Annotated in this window: 14 protein-coding genes; 8 read left to right on the forward strand and 6 right to left on the reverse strand. The window is 74.2% G+C overall.

Features of this window, described 5'->3' with window-relative positions; all coding sequences use genetic code 11:
• The first annotated feature begins 1,076 nt into the window (after positions 1-1,076).
• The 6 genes from FRAAL_RS19265 to FRAAL_RS19285 all read left to right on the forward strand — a co-directional run bounded on the left by FRAAL_RS19265 (position 1,077) and on the right by FRAAL_RS19285 (position 11,350).
• Positions 1,077-2,390, forward strand: coding sequence for a DEAD/DEAH box helicase (locus FRAAL_RS19265; RefSeq protein WP_011605527.1), 1,314 nt, complete (start codon positions 1,077-1,079; stop codon positions 2,388-2,390).
• A gap of 513 nt (positions 2,391-2,903) precedes the next feature.
• Complete coding sequence (locus tag FRAAL_RS33785) at positions 2,904-3,080, forward strand: hypothetical protein (RefSeq protein ID WP_011605528.1); 177 nt, start codon at positions 2,904-2,906, stop codon at positions 3,078-3,080.
• Positions 3,081-3,193: 113 nt separating this feature from the next.
• Positions 3,194-4,270, forward strand: coding sequence for an alpha/beta fold hydrolase (locus tag FRAAL_RS19270; RefSeq protein WP_011605529.1), 1,077 nt, complete (start codon positions 3,194-3,196; stop codon positions 4,268-4,270).
• A 20-nt stretch (positions 4,271-4,290) separates the two neighbouring features.
• Entirely contained in the window at positions 4,291-5,919 is a 1,629-nt protein-coding gene (locus FRAAL_RS19275) for a pyridoxal phosphate-dependent decarboxylase family protein (RefSeq protein ID WP_011605530.1), read from the forward strand.
• Between the two features lie 187 nt (positions 5,920-6,106).
• Positions 6,107-9,640, forward strand: coding sequence for a DNA polymerase III subunit alpha (gene dnaE, locus FRAAL_RS19280; RefSeq protein WP_011605531.1), 3,534 nt, complete (start codon positions 6,107-6,109; stop codon positions 9,638-9,640).
• A gap of 315 nt (positions 9,641-9,955) precedes the next feature.
• Positions 9,956-11,350, forward strand: coding sequence for an SAM-dependent methyltransferase (locus FRAAL_RS19285; protein WP_011605532.1), 1,395 nt, complete (start codon positions 9,956-9,958; stop codon positions 11,348-11,350).
• Between the two features lie 294 nt (positions 11,351-11,644).
• Here the strand turns inward: FRAAL_RS19285 and FRAAL_RS19290 are convergent, their stop codons facing one another.
• From FRAAL_RS19290 to lat, 4 genes are all read right to left on the reverse strand, one after another.
• Positions 11,645-12,556, reverse strand: coding sequence for a 1-aminocyclopropane-1-carboxylate deaminase/D-cysteine desulfhydrase (locus FRAAL_RS19290; protein ID WP_011605534.1), 912 nt, complete (start codon positions 12,554-12,556; stop codon positions 11,645-11,647).
• Between the two features lie 37 nt (positions 12,557-12,593).
• Positions 12,594-13,619, reverse strand: coding sequence for a polyphosphate kinase 2 (gene ppk2, locus FRAAL_RS19295; protein WP_083866851.1), 1,026 nt, complete (start codon positions 13,617-13,619; stop codon positions 12,594-12,596).
• Between the two features lie 356 nt (positions 13,620-13,975).
• Entirely contained in the window at positions 13,976-15,637 is a 1,662-nt protein-coding gene (locus tag FRAAL_RS19300) for an aldehyde dehydrogenase family protein (RefSeq protein WP_011605536.1), read from the reverse strand.
• Complete coding sequence (lat, locus tag FRAAL_RS19305) at positions 15,634-17,058, reverse strand: L-lysine 6-transaminase (protein WP_011605537.1); 1,425 nt, start codon at positions 17,056-17,058, stop codon at positions 15,634-15,636. The genes FRAAL_RS19300 and lat overlap by 4 nt, the downstream gene beginning before the upstream one ends.
• A 395-nt stretch (positions 17,059-17,453) precedes the next feature.
• Here lat and FRAAL_RS19310 point away from each other — a divergent pair, with 395 nt between their 5' ends.
• Positions 17,454-19,418 (forward strand): protein kinase domain-containing protein, encoded by a 1,965-nt coding sequence (locus FRAAL_RS19310; RefSeq protein ID WP_011605538.1) that lies wholly within the window; start codon positions 17,454-17,456, stop codon positions 19,416-19,418.
• A gap of 380 nt (positions 19,419-19,798) precedes the next feature.
• Positions 19,799-21,670, forward strand: a complete 1,872-nt coding sequence (locus tag FRAAL_RS19315) for a serine/threonine-protein kinase (protein WP_011605539.1) — start codon at positions 19,799-19,801, stop codon at positions 21,668-21,670.
• A gap of 247 nt (positions 21,671-21,917) precedes the next feature.
• Here FRAAL_RS19315 and FRAAL_RS35095 read toward each other — a convergent pair whose 3' ends face one another.
• Positions 21,918-24,386, reverse strand: a complete 2,469-nt coding sequence (locus FRAAL_RS35095) for a serine/threonine-protein kinase (protein ID WP_011605540.1) — start codon at positions 24,384-24,386, stop codon at positions 21,918-21,920.
• 900 nt (positions 24,387-25,286) lie between these two features.
• Positions 25,287-26,192, reverse strand: a complete 906-nt coding sequence (locus FRAAL_RS19325) for an LLM class F420-dependent oxidoreductase (protein WP_041940758.1) — start codon at positions 26,190-26,192, stop codon at positions 25,287-25,289.
• Between the last annotated feature and the right edge of the window lie 159 nt (positions 26,193-26,351).

Consider the following 26,351-nt stretch of genomic DNA (forward strand, 5'->3'; position numbering starts at 1 on the left):
CCGCCCGTTCGGACCCCCATGGCGCCGCCGGCGGCATCCTCACCCGAAGGTCCCGTCCACCCCGTGCCGGTCGCCACGTCCGCGATGGTCCTCTGGCACCTCCGACCGCCGCGGCGCCGCGGCGGGTTCGCATCGGCCGTGACCGCGGTCATCCCGGCGTCACCGACGGTTTCGGCCTGCTCGGCGCGCCTGCGGCCGGGCCCTTCGCCGGTCGGCGCAGGCCGACGGTCCCGATGGTGACCCTCGTCGCGTCCCCGGCCACCACGCCCCCTCACCTCCGGTGACAGCCCGGCGATTGTTGCTGCGACGCAGGCGCCGGACGCACGCGTCATCGGCCGATGCCGCCCACGCCGTGGCGTTCTCCCTGGTCACCGGCGCAGCCCGGAGCAACCCGGCACGCTGCGCAACCGCCGCCGCCGGGGGGCGGCGCCGACCCGCCGGCCCGACCGGGACGAGGCGGACGACCGTGCGGACGCGCACCGGCTCGCCGTCGTTGCGTGACCGCCCGAACCGGCACAGAGGGGTATGCAACGGCTCGTTGCGTGCCGCGGCCCTATCCCGAAGCACGGATCGTCGATGTACCGTGAAGGAGACGACGGCCCGAGCGGCTGTCCGCGCCCGGCTGAATGGTCGGGTGTGCGAGGTCGGTGCGAGCGCCATAGCGGGAATCACCCGCCGTTGGGTCTGGTCGCGGAGCCGGCCGTACCCCGGCCGCCGGACGATGCAACGGGCTGGTGTGGACCTCCTCACCCGTCCAATTGATCTCATGGTGGCCCTGACCTGATCGGCGGATCCCTCTGTCTCAGCACGGAAACTCCCAGTCCCCTGCTGCCCATCGCCAGCCCCGCCCGGCCCGTGGCCGCGGCGTTGCAGGCGGTGCTGGACGCGGCGGCGCCCGTACCGCGGGCCGCGGTCCTCGGCCCGGCGGCTCCCGCTTCGGCGGCCCGGCGCGCCCGGCCGCTCCCCTCATCACGACCCGTGAACCCCGACCCCCGGCCGAGTCGTTCGAGGCAGCCGGCCTGCCCAAGCGCCTGATCAAGGCGCTCGCCGACCGCAACATCGCCGCGCCGTTCCCGGTGCAGGCCTCGACCCTGCCCGACGTACTCGCCGGGGAGAACGTCCTCGGCAGGGCGAAGACCGGATCGGGCAAGACGCTTGCCTTCGGGCTGCCCATCCTGGCCCGGCTCGCCAGCGGCGGTCCGGCGGCGCCGCGCCGTCCCCGCGCCCTGGTCCTCGTCCCGACCCGGGAGCTGGCCCAGCAGGTCAGCGACGCGCTCGAGCCGCTGACCCGGGCACTCAACCTGCGCCTGGCGCCGGTGTACGGCGGGACGTCGATCAGCCGACAGATCTCGGCGCTGCGCCGCGGCGTGCACCTCGTCGTGGCCACCCCGGGCCGGTTGACCGACCTCGTCGAGCGCAGCGCCTGCGAGCTCGGCGAGATCGAGATGACGGTGCTGGACGAGGCCGACTTCATGTGCGACCTCGGTTTCCTGCCGGCCGTGCGGGCCCTGCTCGACGCCACCCCGTCCACCGGGCAGCGGCTGCTGTTCAGCGCGACGCTCGACCGCGAGGTCGAGGTCCTCGTACGCGACTACCTGCCCGACCCGGTCCTCGTCGCGATCGACTCGGAGACCTCCCAGGTCACCACGCTGGTCCGGCACGCCCTGGAGGCGCCCGACCGCGCCGCCCAGGTCGCGCTGGTCACCGCGCTGGCCGGCGGCTCGGGCCGCACCCTGGTCTTCGTCCGCACCCAGCGGGACGCCGACCGGGTGGCCGAGTCGCTCAGCCGCGCGGGCGTGCCGGCCGAGCCGCTGCACGGCGGGATGCCGCAGGGCGCCAGGACCCGGGCGCTGGCCGGTTTCACCGACGGCTTCTACCGGGTGCTCGTCGCCACCGACGTCGCCGCCCGCGGCATCCACGTCGACGGCATCCGGCTGGTCATCCACCTCGGCCCGCCGGAGGATGCCAAGACCTACCAGCACCGCGGCGGGCGGACCGCGCGCGCCGGCGCCGACGGCGCCGACGTGCTGGTCACCCTGCCCGCCGAGCGGGGCAAGGTCCGCGGGCTGCTGCGCGCGGTCGGCATCGAGGCCCGTCCCGAGCCGACCACGCCGGACGACCCGATCGTCCTGGAGCTCGCCGGCCCGCCAGCCCCCCGGGTCAGCAAGGACGAGATCCCGCAGGCCCGCGTGGCCGGCGCGACCGGTGGGCGCGGGCCGCGCGTCGGCGCCCCCCGGACCGGCAGCGGCCGTGACGGTGAGCACCGGCACGCCCGCCGCGACGGCGGCCACCGCTTCGCCCGGTCCGGGACCGCGCACGGCCGGCCGCAGCGTCGCCCCGGCGCCCCGGCGGCGGCCCCGGCCCCCGCCGCCCCGGCCTCGACGGCCTGACCCACCGACGGCCTGACCCACCGACGGTCCGACCCACCGACGGTCCGACTGGCCGACGGTCTGATGGCCCGGCGGCCTGAACCACCGTCGGCCTGACCGACCGACGGCCTGCATCACCACACGTCACCCGCTCCCGACGTCGGCGCCGCCCCCCTGATCCGTCAGGGGAGCGGCGCCGACCGGTATCCGGCGCCGGCCGGAGGGTGTCCCGACGCAGCCGCTCCTCCGCCCCTTCCGCTCCTCCGCCCCTTCCGCTCCTCAGCCCCTTACCTGTCTTCGGTGACCGGCGGGGAGGAGTCCACTGAGGCACGGCACCGGACCGTCACCGTGGGGCCGCCGCGTCCAGAGCGGCCGACTCCCTGCGACAGGTCCGTCACCAGCGGCGGGAGACCGACACGTGCGGAGACAGTCCGGATCTGTGGTGTGAGCAGGGCCACCCGAGGTCTTTGTGTGCCCCGTCCGCTCGATACCGTTTTAGGGACAGGTGTCGACATCGATGGAAGGAGCGTGCACATGGAGCAGGACCAGTCGACCCATCTGACCTCGGGTCTGTCCGGGCCGGGTCCGCGGGACATCGTCCCCGGCGCCGCCGACGCGGTGGAGGTCGTGGAGATCACGACAGAGAAGATCGCGTTTGGTTCCGTCGCGAACCCGAAGCGGCTGCGGCTCGGAGTCGCCCGCGCACTGTGACCCCCTACGGGTCTGCATTTCTCCAGGTCGGCCGCCGTCGGGCGGCCGACCTTGCGTTTCCTCTCATCGATCCCGGCTTCCGGTCGGGGTCGGGATGGTCCTACCGTCGAGGGATGAGCAGCCCCGAGACGACCCCGCGTGCCGCCGGATCGACCGCAGCCACCGGCTCCACCGGTCCGGAGCCGGCCGCCGTCGCGGGGCACGCCCGCGTCACGTCACCGGCCGGCGGCGACGGTTTCCGGTCGTCCTGGGCCCAGCTCGACGGGCCGGTGCACGTCGTCGACTTCGGCGGCCCGTCGGACGGCCCGCTGCTGCTGTGCGTGCACGGCCTTGGCGGTTCCTATCTGAACTGGCTGCCCCTCGCCCCGCTGCTCACCACCACCCACCGGGTGATGGCCGTCGACCTGGCCGGTCACGGCCGCACCCCGGCCGCCGGCAGGCGCACCGACGTCGTGGCCAACCAGGGCCTGCTCGACCGGTTCCTCGCCGAGGTCCTCGACACCCCGCCCGTCCTCGTCGGCAACTCGATGGGCGGCATGATCAGCGTGATGCAGGCCGCCCGGCGCCCCGACTCGGTCGCCGGCCTGATCCTCGTCGACCCGGCGCTGCCCCGCCCGCGCGGCGTGCGTCCCGATCCGGAGATCGCCCGCATCTTCGCCGGCCTGTTCGTCCCCCGCCTCGGCGCCGCGGTCCTCGCCCGCCGGCGGACCCGTTTCACCCCCCGTGAACTCGTCGACCAGAGCCTGCTGCGGCTCACCGCCGACCCGAGCGCCATCCCCGAGGCGGCGCTGGCGTCGATGGAACGCGCCCAGCGGGAACGCGGCGGGCTGCCCGACGCCGACCAGGCGTTCGTGGGCGCGGCCCGCTCGGTGGTCTGGTCGCTGCTGCGCCCGGCGCCGCTGGCGCACATGGTCCGCACCGTCCCCCAGCCGACGCTGTTGCTGCACGGCTCCGCCGACCGGCTGATCCCGGTGGCGGTGGCCCGCAACGTCGCCGCGCAGCGGCCCGACTGGCGGGTGGAGATCCTCGACGGCCTCGGCCACGTGCCGATGCTCGAGGCCGCGGAGCTGACCGCCGAGCTCATGACGGACTGGCTGGGTCACGAGGGCCGCGCGGCGGCCGAACGCGCCCGCCGTCCCGCCAGCCCGGCGGCCCCGGCCCTGGCTCCGCTGCCGGCGGTGGGGAGCTGACCGGGACGGCCGACCCCGGCGTGGCGCTCGACCCCGGCGAGGCGATCGACCCCGGCGAGGCGATCGACCCCGGCGAGGCGATCGACCCCGGCGAGGCGATCGACCCCGGCGAGGCGTTGCGGGCCGCGCTGCGCGCCGCCGCCGGCCACGCCGACGCCTGGCTCGCCGGCCTCGCCGGGCGCCCGGTGCGCCCGGCGCACAGCGCCGCCGAGGTCCTGGCCCGGCTCGACGGCCGGCTGCCGGCGGGCCCCAGCGACCCGGTGGCCGTCGTCGACGCGCTCGTCGAGGCGGTGGGGGGCGGGCTGACCGCCACCGGCTCACCCCGGTTCTTCGGCTACGTCGTCGGCGGCACCCTGCCGGCCGCGCTCGCTGCGGACCTGCTCGCCGTCGTCTGGGACCAGAACGCGGCGCTGGCGTCGCTGTCGCCCGCGGCCAGCGCCGCCGAGACCGTCGCCGGCCGATGGGTCGCCGAGCTGCTGGGCCTGCCCGCGGGCGTGTCCGTCGGCTTCACCACCGGCACCCAGATGGCCCACGTGACCGCGCTCGCCGCCGCCCGCCAGCGGGTGCTCGCCGACGCCGGCTGGGACGTCGCCGCCGACGGTCTGACCGGGGCGCCGCCGGTGCGCGTGCTCGCCGGCGCGGACCGGCACGCCACCGTCGACGCCGCGCTGCGCCTGCTCGGCTTCGGCACCCGCGCGATCGTCGAGGTGGCATCCGACCGGCTCGGCCGGATGCGCCCCGATGCCCTGCGCGCCGCCCTCGCCACCCCCGACGACCGCGGGGACCTCGCGGGTCCCGCGCAGGCGCGCTCTCCCGGCCGGCGGCCGACGATCGTCATCGCCCAGGCGGGGGAGATCAACACCGGCGCGTTCGACCCGCTCGCCGAGATCTGCGCGCTCGCCCACGCCCACGGCGCCTGGGTGCACGTCGACGGCGCGTTCGGCCTGTGGGCGGCGGTGTCGGCGTCGCCGGCGCGCCGGGCCCTCGTCGCGGGCGCCGAGCTCGCCGACTCCTGGGCGACCGACGGCCACAAGTGGCTCAACGTCCCCTACGACTGCGGGATCGCCCTCGTCGCCGACCGGGCAGCCCACCGACGGGCGATGTCGGCGTCGGCGGACTACTTCGTCCTCGACGCCGCGGGGCAGCTCGACCCGGTGGACTGGACCCCGGAGTTCAGCCGGCGGGCCCGCGCCCTCGCCGTCTACGCGGCGCTGCGCTCCCTGGGCCGCGCGGGCCTGCGCGACCTCGTCGACCGGTGCTGCGACCTCGCCGACCACGCCGCCACCCGGCTCGCCGCCCTACCGGGCGTGACGGTGCTCAACGCGACCGGTGACCCCGCCCACCCGGGCCCCCTCGTCGCCCTCAACCAGGTCCTCCTCCGGATGGACGACACCGACGCCGCGGGCAGCCGGGGGGCGGCCGCCCGCGGCGACCAGCTGACCCGCCAGGTCACCGCGGCGGTGACGGCGGGCGGCGAGGCCTACGTGACCGGCACGGTGTGGCGGGGCCGCGCGGCGATGCGCCTGTCGGTGGTCAACTGGGCGACGACCCGGCGGGAGATCGACCGGGCGATCGCGGCGATCACCGCCGCGATCGCGGCCGCGCGGCCCCGCGGTGCCGATCCGCACCCCAGCGGTGTCCCTTCGTGATGGTCACGCCGACACGGTGATGGAGGCGCCGGCGGGCTCGGGCGGGCCGCTAGGCTGCCGGGTAAAGCCCCGTCCATCCGGCCGATCCCCGTGGCGAGCGCACCCGGCGCGTCGGCGTGCCGTCCGCCCGTGACGGGGTGATCGGCCCCGCTTCGACCGGCGTGCCCAGCGCGCGGGAGGGTCCGACGTGTCAAACTCCTTCGTCCATCTGCACGTCCACACCGAGTACTCGATGTTGGACGGGGCGGCTCGGCTGAAGGACATGTTCAGCGAGGTCTCACGCCAGCAGATGCCGGCGGTCGCGATCACCGACCACGGCTACATGTACGGGGCGTACGACTTCCACAAGCAGGCCACCGCCGCGGGCGTGAAGCCGATCATCGGCTGCGAGGCGTACGTCGCCCCCGAGTCGCGCCTGCTCAAGCAGCGGGTGCGCTGGGGCGAGCCGCACCAGAAGAGCGACGACGTCTCCGGTGGCGGCTCCTACACCCACATGACGATGTGGGCGCGCAACGCCGACGGGCTGAAGAACCTGTTCCGGCTGAACTCGCGGGCGTCGATCGAGGGCCACTACATCAAGTGGCCGCGGATGGACCAGGAGATCATCGCCGAGCACGCCGACGGGCTGATGGCGACGACCGGCTGCCCGTCCGGCATCGTGCAGACGCGGCTGCGCCTGGGCCAGTACGACGCCGCCCTGCAGGCCGCCGCCACCTACCAGGAGATCTTCGGCAAGGAGAACTTCTTCTGCGAGATCATGGACCACGGGCTCGACATCGAGCGCCGGGTCCGCGACGGCCTGGTCGACATCGCCCGCGCGCTGGACATGCGCTTCGTCGTCACCAACGACTCGCACTACACCTACGAGCACGAGCGCGACGCCCACGCCGCGCTGCTGTGCGTGCAGACGGCCTCGACGGTGGCCAACCCGTCGTTCCAGTTCGAGGGCTCGGGCTACTTCCTCAAAAGCGCCGAGGAGATGTACGGGATCGACTCCTCGGACATCTGGCAGGAGGGTTGCGAGACCACGCTGCTGATCGCCGAGCGGGTCGACCCGACCGGCATGTTCGCCAAGCACAACCTGATGCCCCGCTTCCCGGTGCCCGACGGCGAGACCGAGGAGAGCTGGTTTCGCGCCGAGACCTGGGCGGGCATGGACCGGCGCTTCCCCCAGGGGTTCGACGACGAGCACCGCGAGCGGGTCGAGTACGAGATCAGGGTCATCCTGCAGATGGGGTTCCCGTCGTACTTCCTCGTCGTCGCGGACTTCATCATGTGGGCGAAGGCCCAGGGCATCCCGGTCGGGCCGGGCCGCGGCAGCGCCGCCGGGTCGATGGTCGCCTTCGCGCTCGGCATCACCGACCTCGACCCGATCCCCCACTCGCTGCTGTTCGAGCGCTTCCTCAACCCCGAGCGCGTGTCCATGCCCGACATCGACATCGACTTCGACGAACGTCGTCGCGGCGACGTGATCCGTTACGTGACCGAGCGCTGGGGCGACGACCGCATCGCCCAGATCGTCACCTTCGGCACGATCAAGGCCAAGGCCGCGATCAAGGACTCGTCGCGGGTGCTCGGCTACCCGTACGCCGTCGGCGACCGGATCACCAAGGCGATGCCGCCGGCCGTGATGGGCAAGGACATCCCGCTGGGCGGGATCTTCGACCCGAAGCACCCCCGTTTCAGCGAGGCCGGGGAGATCCGCGGCCTGTACGAGTCCGACGCGGACGTCAAGAAGGTCATCGAGACGGCGAAGGGCCTGGAAGGGCTGATCCGCCAGGCCGGGGTGCACGCGGCCGGCGTCATCATGTCCGCCGAGCCGATCATCGACCACATCCCGGTGTGGCGCCGCGACGCCGACGGCGCGATCATCACCCAGTTCGACTACCCGACGTGCGAGACGCTCGGCCTGCTCAAGATGGACTTCCTGGGCCTGCGCAACCTCACCGTCATGGACGACGCGGTGCGCAACGTCGAGGCCAACCGGGGCATCACGATCGACCTGCTGGGGCTCACCCTCGACGATCCCGCCGCCTACGAGCTGCTCGGCCGCGGCGACACCCTGGGAGTGTTCCAGCTCGACGGCGGGCCGATGCGCTCGCTGCTGCGGATGATGCGCCCGGACAACTTCGAGGACATCTCCGCCGTGCTCGCCCTGTACCGACCGGGGCCGATGGGCGCGAACTCGCACATCAACTACGCGCTGCGCAAGAACGGCCAGCAGGAGATCACCCCGATCCACCCGGAGCTGTCCGAGGCGCTCGCCGACATCCTCGACACGACCTACGGCCTGATCGTCTATCAGGAGCAGGTCATGGCGATCGCGCAGAAGGTCGCCGGCTACTCCCTCGGCGGCGCGGACCTGCTGCGCCGGGCGATGGGCAAGAAGAAGAAGGAGATCCTCGACAAGGAGTTCGTCCCCTTCTCCGAGGGGATGAAGAACAGCGGGTACTCCGAGGCGGCGATCAAAACGCTGTGGGACATCCTCGTCCCGTTCTCCGACTACGCGTTCAACAAGGCGCACACCGCCGGCTACGGGCTGGTCTCCTACTGGACGGCCTACCTCAAGGCGAACTATCCGGCCGAGTACATGGCCGCGCTGCTGACGTCCGTGCGTGACGACAAGGACAAGAGCGCGATCTACCTCAACGAGTGCCGCCGGATGGGCATCCGGGTGCTCCCACCGGACGTCAACAGCTCCAACGCCGACTACACCGCGCACGGCGCGGCCGAGATCCGGGTGGGCCTGGCCGCGATCCGCAACGTCGGGACGAACGTCGTCGAGTCGATCGTCCGCACGCGGAAGTCGAAGAGCCGCTTCGTCTCCTTCCCGGACTTCCTCGACAAGGTCGACGCGGTGGTCTGCAACAAGCGCACCATCGAGTCGCTGATCAAGGCTGGCGCGTTCGACGCGCTTGGGCACACCCGCCGAGGCCTGGTCGAACGGCACGAGCAGGCCGTCGACGCGGTGATGGGGGTGAAGAAGAAGAACGCCGAGGGCCAGTTCGACCTGTTCGCCCTCGATGCCGACGACGACCCGGGCGCAGCGCCCGTCTTCGGCGTCCAGGAGTTCTCCGACCAGGAGTGGGACAAGGCGGTCAAGCTGTCCCACGAGCGGGAGATGCTCGGGCTCTACGTCTCCGACCATCCCCTGCGCGAGGTCGAGCACATCCTGACCGCGAGGGCGGACTGCAGCATCGCCGCCCTGACCGGCGGGGAGTACGCGGACGGGTCCACCGTGACCATCGCCGGGATCATCTCCAGCCTGCAGCGCAAGGTGACCAAGCAGGGCAAGCTGTGGGCGCTGACCACCGTCGAGGACCTCGCGGGCGGGCTGGAGGTGATGTTCTTCCCGCAGACCTACGAGGTGTGCTCCACCCAGCTCGCCGAGGACGCCGTCGTCATCGTCCGGGGGCGCCTGGACAAGCGGGAGGACACCCCGCGCCTGATCGCCTCCGAGCTGACCGTGCCGGACCTCAGCGAGGCGGCGCTCAGCCCCCCGGTAGTGATCACCATGTCCGCCGCCCGGGTGAACCCGCCGACGGTGGAACGGCTGCGCGAGGTCCTCGGCACCCACCCCGGGACGACCGAGGTCCACCTGCGGCTGCAGACCCCCGGCCAGACCACCGTGCTGCGCCTCGACGACGCCTACAAGGTCCAGCGCACCCCCGCGCTGATGGGTGATCTCAAGGCCCTGCTCGGCGCCGCCGCGGTCGCCTGAACCCGCCGCTTCCCGGGCCCCATCCCACCCACGGCCACCTGCGGTTTTCCCTACGTCAACCGGCCGAAATATTCCCCCGACGGGGATACCGCCATGCGACACCGGACACCGTTCGCACACGGCGTTTCTGGGGGACGATGGGAGCCAGGTAACCAGGTGCGACCGCGCCCCGCGGGGCTGGGCCGACCATGGGCCTTCCGCCGATCGACCGGGCCGCCGGCGTGGGCGAGGGTCCTGGTCGGGCGGGTGCCGACCGGGCAGTCTCCGGCGACGTCCCAGCCGAAGGGACCGCGCACACGACCCGGAGGATGCGCCTTGACGATCAGTCGAGAACTGGAGGAGCACGAGCCCGCCGCCCCCACCACCCACGCTCCGGACCCACGGTGGTCGCCGGAGCTGGCACGGGCGACCCGCACCCTGCTCGAGACCTTCATCGGGACCGCGCCACCGGTGCGGGTCGTCCTGTGGGACGGCTCCGCGCTCGGCCCGGACACCCCCACGCAGGTCGTGGTGCGCTCGCCGCAGGCGATGCACCGCGCCCTGTTCCGCCCCGGCGAGCTGGGTTTCGCCCGCGCCTTCGTCGCCGGCGATCTCGACGTCGAGGGCGACATCTTCGCCGCCCTGGAACTGCGCAACCACCTGTCCGCCCTCCCCCGCCGCCCCACCCCCGCCACGGCATCCGCCCTGCTGACCCTGCTGCGCGAGCTCGGCGCCCGACCGCCCGCCCCACCGCCGGAGGAGGCCCGGCTGCACGGGCGCCGCCACAGCCGCCACCGCGACGCCGCGGCGATCTCCCACCACTACGACGTGTCCAACGCGTTCTACCGGGTGTTCCTCGGCCCGACGATGACCTACTCGTGCGGGGTGTGGGAGTCACCGGCCGGCGGGCTCGACGCCGCCCAGACGGCCAAGCACGAACTGGTCTGCCGCAAGCTCGGCCTGCGCCCCGGCGAGCGGCTGCTCGACGTCGGCTGCGGGTGGGGCAGCATGCTCATCCACGCCGCCCGTCACCACGGCGTCCGCGGCGTCGGGGTCACCATCTCGGTGGAGCAGGCCGCGGAGGCCCGCCGGCGGATCGCCGAGGCCGGGCTCACCGACGCCGTCGAGATCCGTCTGCAGGACTACCGGGAGATCCCCGACGGCCCGTTCGACGCGATCAGTTCGGTCGGCATGGTCGAGCATGTCGGGCGGGCGATGCTGCCGACGTACTTCGCCAGCCTCTACGGGCTGCTGCGCCCCGGCGGCCGGCTGCTCAACCACGGCATCTCCTCCCCCGGCGACCCGGCCGGGGCGTACCGGTACCAGCCTCACCTCGGGCCCATCCCGCTGCCGAAGGGCCGCGACTTCCTGCGCCGCTACGTCTTCCCGGACGGGGAGCTGCACGAGATCGGTCTGATGACGTCGCTGACGCAGGCCGCCGGCTTCGAGGTCCGGCACGTCGAGAACCTGCGCGAGCACTACGGCCTGACTCTGCGGGCCTGGGTGCGGGCGCTGGAGGAGAACTGGGACGCCGCCGTCGCCCAGGTCGGCGCCGGGCGGGCGCGGGTGTGGCGGCTGTACATGGCCGGCTCCGCGCTCAGCTTCGAGGCCGGCCAGACCCAGATCCACCAGACCCTCGCCGTGCGCCCCGACGCCGGCCGCTCCGGCCAGCCCCTGCGCCCCCGCTACGACTCCCCCGCCCCCCTGCCCACCCAGCCCACCACCGGCTGACCGCCGACGACCCCGGACGCCGGCCCGGCATCCGCCCGGCCGGGCTGGCGTGCTGGGGCGGCCTCCGCGCAAGCTCACCCCATTCATGGAGACGTTCGCGTCGCCCGCCTCGGCAAGGAAGTCCGATGCGTTCGCGGTGCTGGACCAGCCCATCGGGTCATGGTCGCAGCCCGGCCAGGGGCGGTCAGAACGCGAGCACCTGACGTAGTCCTCGGTCCAGGTCTCGCAGGAGGCCCCCCGGTATGGCGCCTACAGCGTGCCCGAGTTCGTCCTTGTCGAGAGTGACGATGGCCGTCACGTTGGCGACGGAGTCGCGCGGAAGGCCCTGTCCGCGAGGGCGTTGAGGACCGCGACGACCGTCGTGCCGGGCGGGAAGGCGTCGGCGGCGAGGGCGAACAGGGCGTAGAGCAGCTTCGCCTCGTAGACCGGTTCCAGGGCGAGGCCGTGGCGGTCGTGGAAGTCGGCGATGAAACGGGCCAGCTCCGGCGTCGACTTCGCGTAGCCGCCGAAGTGGAAGTCGTAGGCCATGGTCCAGTTGCCGGAGTTCACGCCGAACGCCGCGCGCTGGAGGGCGTCGACCTCGTCGGCGAGGAACCGTGCGCCCCGCAGCACCGGGACGCCGAGGGCGCGCTGGCCGGGCGCGAGGCCCGCGGCGATGCCGGCGAGGGTGCCGCCGGTGCCGCAGGAACAGCAGATCACGTCAAACGGGCGGTCGATCTCGGCGGGCAGCTCCGCACAGCCGCGCACCCCGAGCGCATTGCTGCCGCCCTCGGGCAGCAGGCAGAACGCGCCAAACTCGGCGCGCAGCCGATCGACGACCCCGGGCGACGACTTCGTCCGGTACGAGGTCCGGTCGAGGTAGGTCAACCGCATGCCGGCGTCGACGGCGAAACGCAACGTCGGGTTGAGCGGCAGGTGCTCCTCGCCGCGGATCACTCCGACCGTCCGGAAGCCGAACAGCCGGCCGGCCGCCGCCACCGCCCGGACGTGGTTCGAGTACGCGCCGCCGAAGGTCAGCAGCGTGTCGTGCCCGAGCCGGCGTGCCTCGTCGAGGTTGCCTCGCAGCTTGCGCCACTTGTTGCCGGGAATGTCCGGGTGGATCAGATCATCCCGCTTCAGCAGCAGCCGGACGCCTCTCCCGCCCAGCCGCGCGTCCGCGATCTCCTCGAGCGGCGACGGCAACACCGGCAGCCGCAAGCCCCCCACATCGGCAAGATAGCCGTGCTCGCGGCGCCGCGAGGGATCAGTGCAGGGTGGGGAAGGTGCGGTCGGCCTTCTCGCCGGTCTCCAGCAGGTTCATCGCGGGGCCGACGATGAGCGGGTCGGGGGTACCGACGACGCCGGCATCCTTACCCGTGTAAGGAAGCGTGTGCAGGACGTGACGCATGGTCTCCAGCCGGGCCCGCTTCTTGTCGTTGCTCTTCACCACCGTCCACGGCGCCTCGACCGTGTCGGTGTAGAAGAACATCGCCTCCTTGGCGTCGGTGTAGTCGTCCCAGCGGTCCAGCGCGGCGAGGTCGATCGGGCTGAGCTTCCACTGCCGGACCGGATCGATCTGGCGGACGATGAACCGGGTCTGCTGCTCGCGGCGCGACACCGAGAACCACAGCTTGATCACTCTGATCCCGCTGCGGGTCCACATCCGCTCCAGTTCCGGGGCCTGACGCAGGAACTCGCGGTACTGGTCCGGTGAGCAGAAGCCCATGACCCGCTCGACGCCGGCCCGGTTGTACCAGGACCGGTCGAACATGACGATCTCGCCGGCGGCGGGCAGGTGCTCGATGTAGCGCTGGAAATACCAGGACTGCTGCTCGCGCGGCGAGGGCTTCTCCAGCGCGACGACCCGGGCACCGCGCGGGTTGAGGTGCTCGGTGAACCGCTTGATCGTCCCGCCCTTGCCGGCGGCGTCGCGGCCCTCGAAGACGAGCACGATGCGCTGCCCGGTCTCCTTGACCCAGTACTGCATCTTCAGCAGCTCGATCTGCAGCAGCCGCTTGTCGCGCTCGTAGTCGGCGCGGGCCAGGCGGGTGTCGTAGGGGTAGTTCTCCCGCCAGGTGTCGACGGGGGTGCCGTCGGGCCGCAGCAGCGTCGCCTCGTCGTCGTCCTCGTCGAGGACCCGCAGGCCGGCCAGGCTCTCCGCCTGGACACCGACCCGCTCGGCGAGGCCGGCCGCGCCGAGCCACCCGCCGATGCCGTCGGCGATGCCGCGCACCAGCGGCTCCGCCCGGCCGTCGGCCCCCTTGGGGATCACCCGTTCGACATGGGTCACGCTGATTCCCTCCCGTACGGACAACGAGGCTGCACCGGGTGGCTGTTCCCACCCGGCGGCACCGTCGACCAGGGCGGATCCGCAGGGCCGGGGGCAGCCGGCCGGCCAACGGTACGGAGGCCGGCCGGCCCCTGGTCGACGGGCGTTCGAACACCAGGTGACAGGACGGTCCACATCCGACACAACCGACACATCGGACGCCCATCGCGCCATCGTGAAACGAGCGGAGGCGGGGAGTGCGCCTTTCGCGGGCGGTTGGAGAGGCGAACGGGCCGAGGGCCGGCGGCCGGCGGACGGCGGCCGGCGGACGGGCCGACGGGCGACGGGCGACGGGCGACGGGCCGACAGGCCGACGGTCAGCGGGGCAGGCGGAAGGACAGGTCGGCGGCGGGGACCACGGTGTCGAGCTGGGCGCGCTGCAGCCGGCCGGAGTAGTCCCAGCTCAGCGACTGCCAGCGGGTGACCTGGTCGAGCATCCAGACACCGGACTGGCGACTGCCGTTGCCGGACCGGCCGTTGCCGCCGAAGGGCAGGTGCGCCTCGGCGCCGGTCGTCGACCCGTTGACGCTGACCATCCCGGCCCGCACCCCGCGGCGGAACCGCAACGCGCTCGCCGCGTCCGCGGTGTAGATCGACGACGACAGGCCGTAGCCGGGCAGGTTCGCCAGCTCGATCGCCTCGTCGAGGTCACGATAGGTGGTGACGCCGACGATCGGGCCGAAGGTCTCCTCGCGAAACAACTCGTCGTCGGGGCGCACCCCGTCGACGATCAGCGGATGGTAGTAGAGCCCGCGGTCCGGGTCGCCGACGAAGCCGCGGCGCGGCCCGTTGCGCGGCAGGCCGCCGGGTCCGGGCGGCTGCGCGGAACCGGCGGTTGCGCCGGTGATGCGGCCGAGCGCGGTGGAGCCCGACAGGCGGTGGTGGTCGCGCAGGAGGGTGAGGTGTCGCTCGAAACCGGCGGCGAAGCGGGCGTCGAGCAGCGGCCCGTAGAGCACGTCGCCGGTGGGGTCGCCGATGACCGCGGCGGACACGGCGGCGTCGAGGCGGCGGACGAACGCGGCGTGCACCGACTCGTGCACGATCGCCGTGCCGAGCGAGGTGCAGCGCTGCCCGGCGGTGCCGAACCCGCCGAACACGGCGGCGGAGACGGCGGCGTCGAGGTCGGCGTCGGGCGCGACCACCATGGGGTTCTTGCCACCGAGCTCCAGGCACGGTGACTGCAGGTGCCGCCCGCACAGGGCGCCGATGACCCGTCCGACCTCGGTGGACCCGGTGAAGCCCACCTTGTCCACGGCCCCCGCGGCCAGCGCCCGTTCGAGCCCCAGCGACGTCGCCCGGCCGTCGGCGGGGACGAGGTTCACCGCACCCGCGGGCACCCCGGCGGCGGTGAGCAGGTCCAGCATCGCCTGCGCGCAGGCGGCGGCGTACTCGGCCGGCTTCCAGACCACCGTGTTCCCGGCGAGCAGGGCCGGCACGAGGTACCAGGACGGGACCGCCACCGGGAAGTTGCCGGCGGTGATCACCATCATCACCCCGAGGGGTTCCCGGAACGTGAACAGCTCGCGGTCCGGCATCTCCGACGGCACGGTCTGCCCGTAGAGCCGCCGGCCCTCCCCGCGGAAGAACTCGCAGGTGTCGATGATCTCCTGGACCTCGCCGCGGGCCTCCGCGGCGGGTTTGCCGACCTCGCGGGTCACCAGCCGGGCGAGGGCGTCGGCGTTGTCCGCGACGAGCCGACCGAAGCTGCCGATCACCGACCCCCGCACGGGGGCCGGCACCGCGGCCCACTCGCGCGCGGCGGACCGGGCGGCGACGGCCGCGGCGAGGATGGTCTCGGGGCCGCCGAGCTCGACCTCCGCGACGACCTCGTCGAGGCGGGCCGGGTCGGTGGAGGCGACGACGCGGACCGCCGCCGGCTCGACCTCGGCGCCGCCGGCCGGTCCCCCGACGGTCGCGCACAGGTCGTGGGCGCGTCCGGCGATACGCGCGCCGACGCGCCGCGGGCGGACCATGGTCATGCCAGGTTCCCCTCTTCCAGGTCGGCGAGGACTCGGGCGAGTGCGGTGACGCCGGTGCTGAGCTGGTCGGCGCTGACGGTCAACGCCGGCCGGAACCGCAGGGTGCGGACGCCCGCGGGCAGCGCGAGAACATGTTCGCGCACCCGCAGCCGGCGCAGCACCTCGTCGCGGGTGGTCCGATCGGGCAGGTCCACCGCGCAGAGCAGGCCCCGCCCGCGCGCGTTGGCCAACAGCCCGGGATGGGCCGCCGCGAGCGCGGTGAGCTCCGTGAGCAGGCCGGCTCCGAGCTCACCGGCCCGCGCGATGAGCCCCCGGGCCTCGATGACCTCCAGGATCCGGGTCGCGCGGACCATGTCGACCAGGCCCCCGCCCCAGGTGGAGCTGATCCGTCCGGGGACGGCGAGGACGTTGGCGGCGACCTCGTCCACCCGCCGCCCGGCCATGATCCCGCCGAGCTGGACCTTCTTGCCGAACGCGACGATGTCGGGACGCAGGCCGAGCTGCTGGTAGGCCCAGGCGGATCCGGTCGCCCCGACCCCCGTCTGGACCTCGTCGAGGACGAACAGCGCGTCGTGACGCCGGCACAGCGCGGCCATGGCGGTGAGGAACTCGGCGCGCAGGTGGTTGTCGCCGCCCTCACTCTGGATCGGTTCGGCGAGGAAGCAGGCGATGTCGTGCGGGTGGGCGGCGAAGGCCGCCTCGGCCTGCGCCAGGGCGGCGCGCTCGGCGGCGACGACGGCGTCGAGGGCGGCGCCGGTGCAGGGGAAGGTCATCGCCGGACAGTCGATGCGCGGCCAGTCGAACACGGGAAACCGGTCGGTCTTGACCGGGTCGGTGTTGGTGACCGACAGCGTGTAGCCGCTGCGCCCGTGGAAGGCGTGGCGCAGGTGCAGCACACGGCGGCCGAGTCGGGCCGGGCGGCCGTGCGCGGCGTTGTGCCGGCTCTTCCAGTCGAAGGCGCACTTGAGCGCGTTCTCCACCGCCAGCGCGCCGCCCTCGACGAAGAACAGGTGGGGCAGTTCCGGGTCGCCGAGGACCCGGGCGAAGGTGCGCACGAACTCGGCGTAGGCGGCGGTGGCGACATCCGGGTTCGCCGGCTTGTTCACCGCGATGCGGCCCAGCCGGTCGACGAAGCCCGGGTCGGCGGCCAGCTCGGGCGGATTCACCCCCAGCGGCGCCGAGGCGAAGAAGCTGTAGAGATCGAGGTAGCGCCGGCCGTCGCGGGCGTCGACCAGGACGCTGCCGGTGCTCTCGGCCAGGTCGCAGACCAGGTCCAGACCGTCGACGAGCACGTGGCGGCGCAGAACGGCCAACACGTCGCGCGCCGCGACGCCCGGCCCGGCCGGCACCCCCTCCACCGCCTGCACCGGCCGCAGCGCCTCCACCGGCTGCTCCGGCGCCTGTGGAACGCGGACGACCATCCAGGCTCCCTCCGTCGCCGGCAGCGGCGCACGCACTCTGCTCGCGGGACCTTCACCTCTCACGAATATCTTCCCTCGAAAGCCGCTTTGAATCTTCAATATTCTCGTATTGCGCAAGAGAATCCTTCGATCATCCTCCAGAAGACGGAACAGGCCGATGATGCGTCGGATCGCCGAGAACTCGCCTGAGCGGAACACATTGTGATCTGACTGCGACGGAAAGTGATGACCTCGCCAGCGGATGAGGACGACCGCCGCGCCGAGGGACAATCGGCTCCTTCCCCGCGTTGCCCCGGGGGGCGCTGCACCAAGGCGTGATCGGATAGCCTCCCCCGACCCTGTCGATCCCCGCACCACCCGCCCGCCGGCGGAGAGCTCGGAGAATAGGAAGCGGTGTGCTGACGCCCCTGACCTCGGACGACCCACGCCGCATCGGACCCTTCCGGCTGGCGAACCGCATCGGCGCCGGCGGCATGGGCGTCGTCTACCTCGGCTTCGGCGACGACGGCAAGCCGGTCGCCGTCAAGGTCCCCTCCGCCGGCCTCGCCGACAACCCCGAGTTCCGCTCCCGGTTCCGCCACGAGGTCGATGCCGCGCGACGGGTGCGTGGCAGCTCCGTGGCGACGGTGCTCGACGCCGACCTGACCGGCGAACGCCCCTGGATGGCCACCGAGTACGTCGAGGGCCGCAGCCTCGCCGACGCCGTCGCCACCCGCGGTGAGCTCGACGACCGTCTGGTGCACGGGCTGGCGATCGGGCTCGCCGACGCCCTCGTCGCCATCCACGCGGCGGGGGTGGTGCACCGCGATCTCAAGCCGGCGAACATCCTGCTGGCCTGGGACGGCCCGAAGGTCATCGACTTCGGCATCGCCCGCGCGGGGGACAGCACCAGCCATACCCGCACCGGGATGCTCATCGGCACGCTGGTCTGGATGGCCCCCGAGCAGTTGCGCGGCGAGCGGGCCGGGCCGCCCGCGGACATCTTCGCCTGGGGCGCCTGCGTGGCGTTCGCCGCCGCCGGGCGCCCCCCGTTCCGGGGGGAGCGCGCCGAGGCGGTCGGCATGCAGATCCTCACCGCCGAGCCCGACCTCGACGGCCTTCCGCCCGACCTGGTCGGCGTCGTGCGGGCCGCGCTGGAGAAGGAGCCTGCCCGCCGGCCCACGGCATCCGAGCTGCTCCGCCGGCTGGTCGGCCGCGACGTGCGCTCCCCCGCCGACTCGGACGAGGCCAGCGAGACCGCCCTGGCCCAGGTGTGGTCGCTGCCGCCCACCCCGCCGCAGGGTGCCGGCCCGCTCGGCGGAGCGCGCGACGCCGGGTATGGCCCGCCCGGGGGGCAACCCCAACGTGCCACCGGCGGCTACCCGGATCCGACGTTGCGCGACCCCCGGTCGGCCTACGACGCCCCACCCGCCTACGGCAACCGCGCCGGGTACGGCAATCAGGCCGGGTACGGCAACCAAGCTGGGTACGACAACCGCCCCGGGTATGACAGCCGGGCCGGGTACGACCAGGCCGGGTACGACCAGGCCGGCTACGGCGCGGCGCCCCCGCGGGCCGGTGGTCCGGGCTACGACGACCGTGTCTCCGAGCCGGGTGGCCGTCGGGGCACCGCCCCCTACGCGGACCAGTACGCCGCGGGCCACGGCGGCGCCGGGCGGCGGGCCGACGGCGGCTGGGACGGTGCGCCCGGGGGTGGGCGCGGTTCGGGAGACGGGCGGCGCGGCGCGGTCATCGCGGTCGCCGTCCTGATCGCGCTGCTGCTCGGCGGCGGGATCGCGGCGGCCGTCGCCCTCAGCAGCGGCGGTGGCGGCGGGGACGACAACGTCGCCACCCCGCCCGTCGGGACCACGCAGGACGCCGGTGGCACGGCGGGCGCGACGGCGACGGGCGGCCCGGCGCCGACCACGGGCGCCGCCTCCCCGCCGAGCTCCTCGCCGACGCCCAGCCCGACGCCCTCGGCGTCACCGAGTCCCGCGACGCTGTCCACCGACGACGCGGCCGCCCTCGTGCGGAGCAAGGGCTACGAGCCGGACATGAGCACCTATCAGGAGGACCGCCAGCTCAGCGTCGTCATCGGCACCGCCCCGGCGAGCGGGGACACCCCGCGCCAGCTCGCCTACGTCTTCGCCGACGGCCAGTTCCGCGGCACCGACACCTCGGCGCCGAGCGCGCATGTCACCGTCAAGAGCCAGCGCAATGACCACGAGGTGGTACTGCGCTACGACACCTACGACCCGCAGGACCCGATCGGCTCCCCGTCCGGCCACGCCGACGTACGCTTCCGCTGGAACGGGTCGGCCTTCTCCACCCTCGACCCGATCCCGTCGAACGATCCGAACGCCACCGGTAGCCGCCGGTGACCGGACCGGGGCCGGCCGCCGAGGATGACGCGCCCACCCCCGCAACCGGCCGCATACGGACGGCTGGAAGCATTACGGTTCAGGCAGCGCGATTCCGCGGCGGATGAGGCGACCTCGACGGGCGCCCCGCGGCCGACGGGGACGGCGGGCCGGCCGGGGCCCACGATGATCGAAGGAGTGACCATTTCGGCGCAGGTCGGGCGGTCCGGGTGGCGTCACCGGACTCGGCGGCGGACAGGATGCCGGCCGGCGCGGCCAGTCGGGCTGACGTCGACTGGCGTGGTGCCGAACGGGGTGGCCTTGAGCGGGCAGGCCTTGAGCGGGCAGGCGTCGAGCGGGCAGACGTCGAGCGGGCAGACGTCGACAGCGGTGGCATTGCGATGTTGACACCGCTCGTCGAGGACGACCCGCGCCGGGTCGGCCCCTTCGCCATCCACAACCGGATCGGCGCGGGCGGCATGGGCACCGTCTACCTGGGATTCAACGCCGACGGACGGGCCGCGGCGGTGAAGGTCCCCGATGCCAGGTTCGCCGACGACCCCGAGTTCCGGGAGCGCTTCCGCCGCGAGGTCGCCGCCGCCCGGCGGGTGCACGGTCGTGCGGTCGCCGCCGTGCTCGACGCCGATCCGGAGGCCGTCGCCCCCTGGCTCGCGACCGAGTACGTGGAGGGAACGAGCCTCGCGGACGCGGTGCTGCGCCACGGGCGGATGGAGGAGCGGCTGCTGCACGGCTTCAGCGTCGGGCTGGCGGACGCCCTGATCGCCATCCACGCCGCCGGGGTCGTCCACCGCGACCTCAAGCCGTCGAACATCCTGCTGGCGTGGGACGGCCCGAAGGTCATCGACTTCGGCATCGCCCGGGCCTCCGGGGTGCCCAGCCACACCCGCACCGGGATCCTCATCGGAACGCTGGCCTGGATGGCCCCCGAGCAGCTACGCGGCGAACGGGCCGGGCCGCCCGCGGACATCTTCGCCTGGGGCGCCTGCGTGACCTACGCGGCCACCGGCCATCCGCCCTTCGCCTCGGAGCAGGCCGACGTGCTCACCCGGATGCGCGAGGACCGCCCGCCGGACATCGCCGGGGTGCCCGACGGGCTCGCCCCCCTGGTGCGGGCCGCGCTCGCCCGCCGTCCGGAGGATCGACCGAGCGCGGCCGAGCTCGTCCGCCTGTTGGTCGCCGACCCGCGGGTCGCCACGCCCGCGGACGCCGACCGGGCGGCGGCGCTCGCCCTCACCCCCTGGCAGGCCCGTCCGCCGCTCGCCGCCCCCGACGACGCCCCCGCTCCCCGCGCCGGCGCCGTCGGGTCCGCCCGGGCCGTCGGGGTGGTCGGTGCCGCCGCAGCGCCCGCGGCGCTCGATCCCGACCAGCCCGATCAGCCCACCCACCCGCTGGCGCTGCGTCCCACCCCGCCGCCGGGCGGCGACCGCTCCCTCGGCACCTACCCCGTGCCACGCTGGTCCGACGCCACCGCGGTCGGCGACGCGCCGCCGGTCGCTCCCGGCCCACCGCCGGCCGGGCGCGCGCTCGTCGACGTCTCGCCCCCCACCGACCCCCGCCCGTTCACCGGGCGCCCCACGCCCGCCGCCGCCGGTGGTCCGGGCGCCCCACGCTCCCCCGTACCGGGGCCGGGCGTGTTGCGGACCGGTGCAGCGGGGTCGGGGGCGGGAGGGCCGAGTGCGTTGCGTGTCGGCTCCGGGGCCACGGCCGGCACCGACGCGGCGCCCGGGGTGATCCGCCGCGGCAGTCCGCTGGACGCCGCCTTCGGCTGGTTGCCGCCGCCGTGGCGGCGGACGGGCCCGCTGGCCGGCGGTGCGCTGCTGGTCGCTCTGCTGGTCGGCATCCTCGCTGTCCTCGTCGCGGCCGGCGGTTCGGACTCGCAGGTGGAGCCGCCGGGGATGTCTCCGCTGGACCGCACGGCCCCGGGGGCGCGCTCCGATCCGGCGGTCCCCGGCGGCCCGCGGTGGACGTCCGGCGGCGGTGCCCGCGGCCAGTTGCCCCCGCCGCGGACTGCCGCGCCCCCGTCCGCCGGCGCGCAGCCCGACCCGTCGTCCGACCCGCAGTCCTCGGCGACGGCGACCGTCTCGCCGAGCGCCCAGCCGAGTGCGCCGTCGACCGAGCGTCCGACGCCGACGTCGGGTGCCTCCCCGAGCGGCGAGCCGTCACCGTCGGCGACCGCGTCGTCCCCGCCATCGCCCACGAGCTGCCCGACGGGATCGGGCGGCACGGCCACGTCCTCGCCGCCCGCCTGCTAGCCGAGGGCGACCGAGATCCAGGTCGGCGGTCGGCGGTCGGCGGTCGGCTCAGGGTTATCGGCCACCGCGCGAGGACGGCCGCCGCTGCGTGCCTGTCTGCGTACCGAGAGGTGCTGGAGGCTGATGGCCGTTCCGAGGCCCGGGGACCGTCATCCGCCTCCAGCACGTCGGCCCCGCCCGGGCCGGATGACCTCCGGGCCGCCGGGGGCTCGGGGGATGCGCGCGGGCCGCTACCCGACGTGGTGGGTCACGGCGCGGCGCTGGTGTAGAGGCGCAGGCCGCTCGGCGACGGCTGCTCGGTCGGAGAGCTGCCGCAGGTGCGCTTGGTGCTCCCGCGCCCGCCGGAGGTCTGGCAGGTCTTGGTCGGCTTGGGCGTGGGTTTGGGCGTGGGTTTGGGCGTCGGTTTGGGCGTCGGCGCGCTCGACGATGGCTCCGCGGTCGGCGCCGGGGGCGTGGCGGTCGGCGGGCGGGTCGCGGGAGGAGCCGGCGGCGGCGTCGTGACGATGCCGCCACCGGGCGACGCCCCACCCGGGGATGGCGGCAGTGGACCGGCGGCGCCCGAGGTCGGGGCCGGCCCGCCAGCTCCGCCCGGAACCGGCGCGCCGGGAACATGCACGCCCGGGGCGGCCGGATTGCCCGCGACGCCCGTGCCCGGCGCCCCCGCCGAGCCGAGCCAGACGCCTGGGCCGCCGCCGGCTCCGCCCTGCCCTGGCGTGGGCAGGACGGCCCCCGGGGATGCGCCGGCGCTGACGCTCACCCGGGACGACGGTGCGGGGGCCGGGTCCGAGCCGTCGGAGGGGATCGCCGCGGCGGCGACCGCCGCGGTGGCGAGGCCGAGCAGCAGGGCGACGCCGCCGGCCAGGATGCGGGACCGTCGCCGGCGGGCCGCTTCGGCGCTCCCGTCGCCCGGCTCGCCGGATCGCTGCCCGGTCGACCCGGCCGCCCCCGTCCGATCGGACCGCCTCGACGATGCCGGGCCGCTCCCCCCAGGCAGGTCCGCACCCGCCGACAGGACTGTGTCTGCCGACGTAGGCGAACCTGCCGACGTGGGCGCACCCGCCGGCGGAGCAGCACCCACCGATCTGGACGGTGGTGGCCCCTCCGTTCCGGCCAGGCCCGCACCCCCCTGGGCCGGCGGCGCAACGGGCGCGTGCGCCGACACTCCGTGCTCCGCGGCGGCCGGCCGGGCCTTGATCTGCGTCAGCGCCAGGTCCGTCGCCGTCCCCGGATCGCCCGCGCTCCTCACGCCGGCCGCCGCTCCCAAGCCGGCCGCCGCTCCCAAGCCGGCCGCTGCCCCCGAACCGCCCGCCGTCCCCGGATCGCCCGACGTCCTCGAACCGGCCGCCGTCCCCCGATCGACCGTCGGCCTTGGCTCGACTGCCGTTCTCAGACCGGCCGCCGTCCTCGGACCGCCCGCCATCCCGGGATCGACCGTCGTTCCCGGCTTGACCGTCCTTCTCGGGTCGGCCGTCTTCCCCGGACGGGAGTCGCGTTGTGCCGGCAGACCATACGGGGCCACTGCGGCGGCATCCGGCGACACCGCCCCGCCGGGCAGGTACACGGGGGACGGTGTCGTCACCGGATCGTCGAACTCCTCGTCCGTCAGTCCGGACGGGCCCGTCCCCGGCGCCACCCCCTGACCGGGCAGGTACACCGGGACCGGCGTGGTCACCGGATCATCGAACTCCTCGCCACCCGGCTCGATCGGCGCCGCGCGGACGGCGGGCTCGCCCGGCGAGGGTGGCCCGGACGGGGTGAACCATCCCACCGGTCCGGGGGACCCCGCCGAGGCGGCGGCTCCCGCCCCGGATGCTCCAACCGGGGCACTCGGACGCCCCAGGGACACCGTCGGCATCGCCGCCGGAACCACCGAGGACGGCGGGGTGCGCAGCGGCGGCAGTGCGGGCAGTCCCGTCAGACCGGGCAGCAGCTCCTGCAGCCGATCCACGCCGGGCCGGTCGTTCGGGTCCTTGGCGAGCATCGCGGCGACGACGGCCCACAACTCGTCGGGGACGCCTGCGGGCCGGCCCGGGGCCGCGTCGGCGTGGGCCCGCAGGATGGACAGCATCTCCCGGCCGGCGAACGGTGCGACGCCGCAGAGCATCTCGTACAGCATGGTGCCGGCGGCGTAGACGTCGGCGGCCGGTCCGACCGCGCCGCCGTCGACGCTTTCGGGTGCCATGTACAGAGGGGTGCCGAGCATGCCGCCGGGAATGGTCAGCCTCGTCGCCGCGGACGCCATCAGGCCGGCGACGCCGAAGTCCGAGATCTTCGGCCGGAACCGTTCCCCGCCGCGATCGAGCAGCACGTTCTCCGGTTTGAGATCGCGGTGGACGATGCCGAGCCGATGGGCCGTCCCGAGCCCGGCAAGGATGTCGACCACCAGAGCAACCGCCTCCGCGGGCGGCATCGTGCGGCGCCGATGCAGCTCCCGACGCAGATCCGAACCCTCGACGAGTTCCATCACGATGGCCAGGTCACCGCGTTCGGCCACCAGGTCGTGAATCGCCACCACGAAAGGCGACTGGACTCGGATGAGAATGGCCCGCTCGCGCATGAACCGGGCTACCACTCCCGGATCCGACGTGAAGTGGGGCAACAGCAGTTTGAAGGCGAGAACATTGCCCGCCTCGTCATGGCCGCGCCACACCTCGCCCATGCCACCCCGGCCGATGCGCTCTTCCAGGGTGTAGGAACTTCCCAGCTTTCTAACCACTCCGCGCCATCACCACTTCACTGTGGGTTCCAGGTGGACCCGCCGATCCGCGCATTCCTCGGATCCCGGGACTGCCACGGCCGACGGACGGGCGACGAAACGCAGCGCGTCCATCATCACGTCGCGGCATTCATGCCGCGGTCCACTGCCCGACGGTGTTACCCCGCGTTCCGCGCACACGTCGTCCTCTCCGCGTCGGCGTCGGCGGGCCGCCCTCATTCCCCGGAAAGGCGTGCCCGCGAGCCGAAGCTGGTACCCGCGGTTCCAAGGTGCGATGTCCCTGGTCAGGATGCAGGACGCCGGAGAGCACGAGGAACCTGGCAGATATGGCTATCATCACCGGGGGAAAACCAGGGACTCGGGTTTGCGACGGCGCGCGGCTCATCCGCCGGGGCACGACGGTCCGACCGGTTCGCGCGGTTCCCGGCGGGGCGCCGGGGCCACCCGACGGCGCAGCGGCGAGCTGACCGGCTCCGGCCCCGGTGCGCCGCGGCGCCGGGAGCGATGGCCGCCGGCGATCCACGGGGCCGGCGCGGGCAGGCGCCGGGGTCACGGCAGACCGTGTCCAGACCGACATTGACGAGCGCGGTGTCCAGACAGGTGAGGACGGCGCCGAGCACGACGCCGCCGATCACCTGCCAGACCTCGGCGGGGATCCCGAGCAACCCGGCGGTCGCGACCGCCGCGGGCTCCGCCCAGGCGACGGTGGCCGCTGCGCGGCGCGGCCGCGGCAGCCGAAAGGGCCCGATCGGAGGGCCCACCATCGGGCTTGGCGCGCGCCCACCGGTGGCCCGTTCGGGCCCCGCGGGCAGGTCGGCAGCCAGCCGGTCCGCCGGTCGGTCGGCCCGTTCCGCCGGTCAGCCCGTTCGGCCGGTCAGCCCGGTCAGCCGGTCAGCCCGGTCAGCCGGCCGAGCGCAACGAGGCGGCGACGTCGAGGGTTCGCGCCCGTTCCTGCGGGTCACCGACCGGGATCACGAGCAGCTCGGTCGCGCCGGCGTCGGCGTAGCGCCGCATGGCCCGCTCAACGACCTCCGCCGAGCCGGCCACCACCGTCTCGTGCACCCCTCCGAGGCCCTCGCGGTCGAGGATCGCCCGGTAGGAGGGGAGGTCCGAGGCGAAGCCGACCTGCGCTGCCACCGCGGTGCGGACCTGGTCCGGATCGGCGGTGACGCAGGCTATGACGGAGCACACGACCCGCGGCGCGGGCCGGCCCGCGTCCGCGGCCGCCTTGGCGATCGTCGGCGCGATGTGATCACCGATGGTCCTCGGGCCGGTCCACACCGTCACGGTCCCGTCGGCCAGCTCGCCGGCGACCCGGAGCATGACCGGTCCCAGCGCGGAGAGGAGCACCGACGGCGCGACGGCGACCGGCGCGTCGACGCGACCGACCGCCGTCACGGTCTCCCCGTGGACGTCGACCGCCTCCCCGCGCAACAGGGGCCGCAGTGCGGTCAGGTACTCGCGGATGTGGCGGGCCGGCCGGTCGTACCGGTAGCCGAACTGCCCCTCGATGATCTGCTGGTGGCTCGGGCCGATTCCCAGGGTGAGTCCCGCGGGGGCGACCGCCTGGACGGTGAGCGCCTGCCCGGCCAGCGCGAGCGGATGGCGCGGATAGGTCGGCACCACCGCGGTGCCCAGCTCGATGCCGGGCACCGCCGCGCCGGCCAGCGCCGCCAGGGTGAGCGCGTCCCAGGACACGAGCTGGCCGAGAAACGCGCTGTCCAGGCCGGCCCGTGCTGCCGTACGGACCTGGTCGAGGACCGCCGCGGGACTCGGACCGCCATTGACGTACATTCCGATCTTCATGATCTCCAACCTGAACCGGATCTTCATCTTCCGCGCCCCGCGCCACCCTAGGCCGAAAGTGCGATGGGGGCGGGCAGGCGCCCCGCCGGCCTGGCCCGGTTGGGCGAGAAGACCACAGGTCCAGTCATCGGGATCGGCTCCGGGATCGGGCCGAGATCG

This window comes from Frankia alni ACN14a (assembly GCF_000058485.1).
Classification (GTDB): domain Bacteria; phylum Actinomycetota; class Actinomycetes; order Frankiales; family Frankiaceae; genus Frankia; species Frankia alni.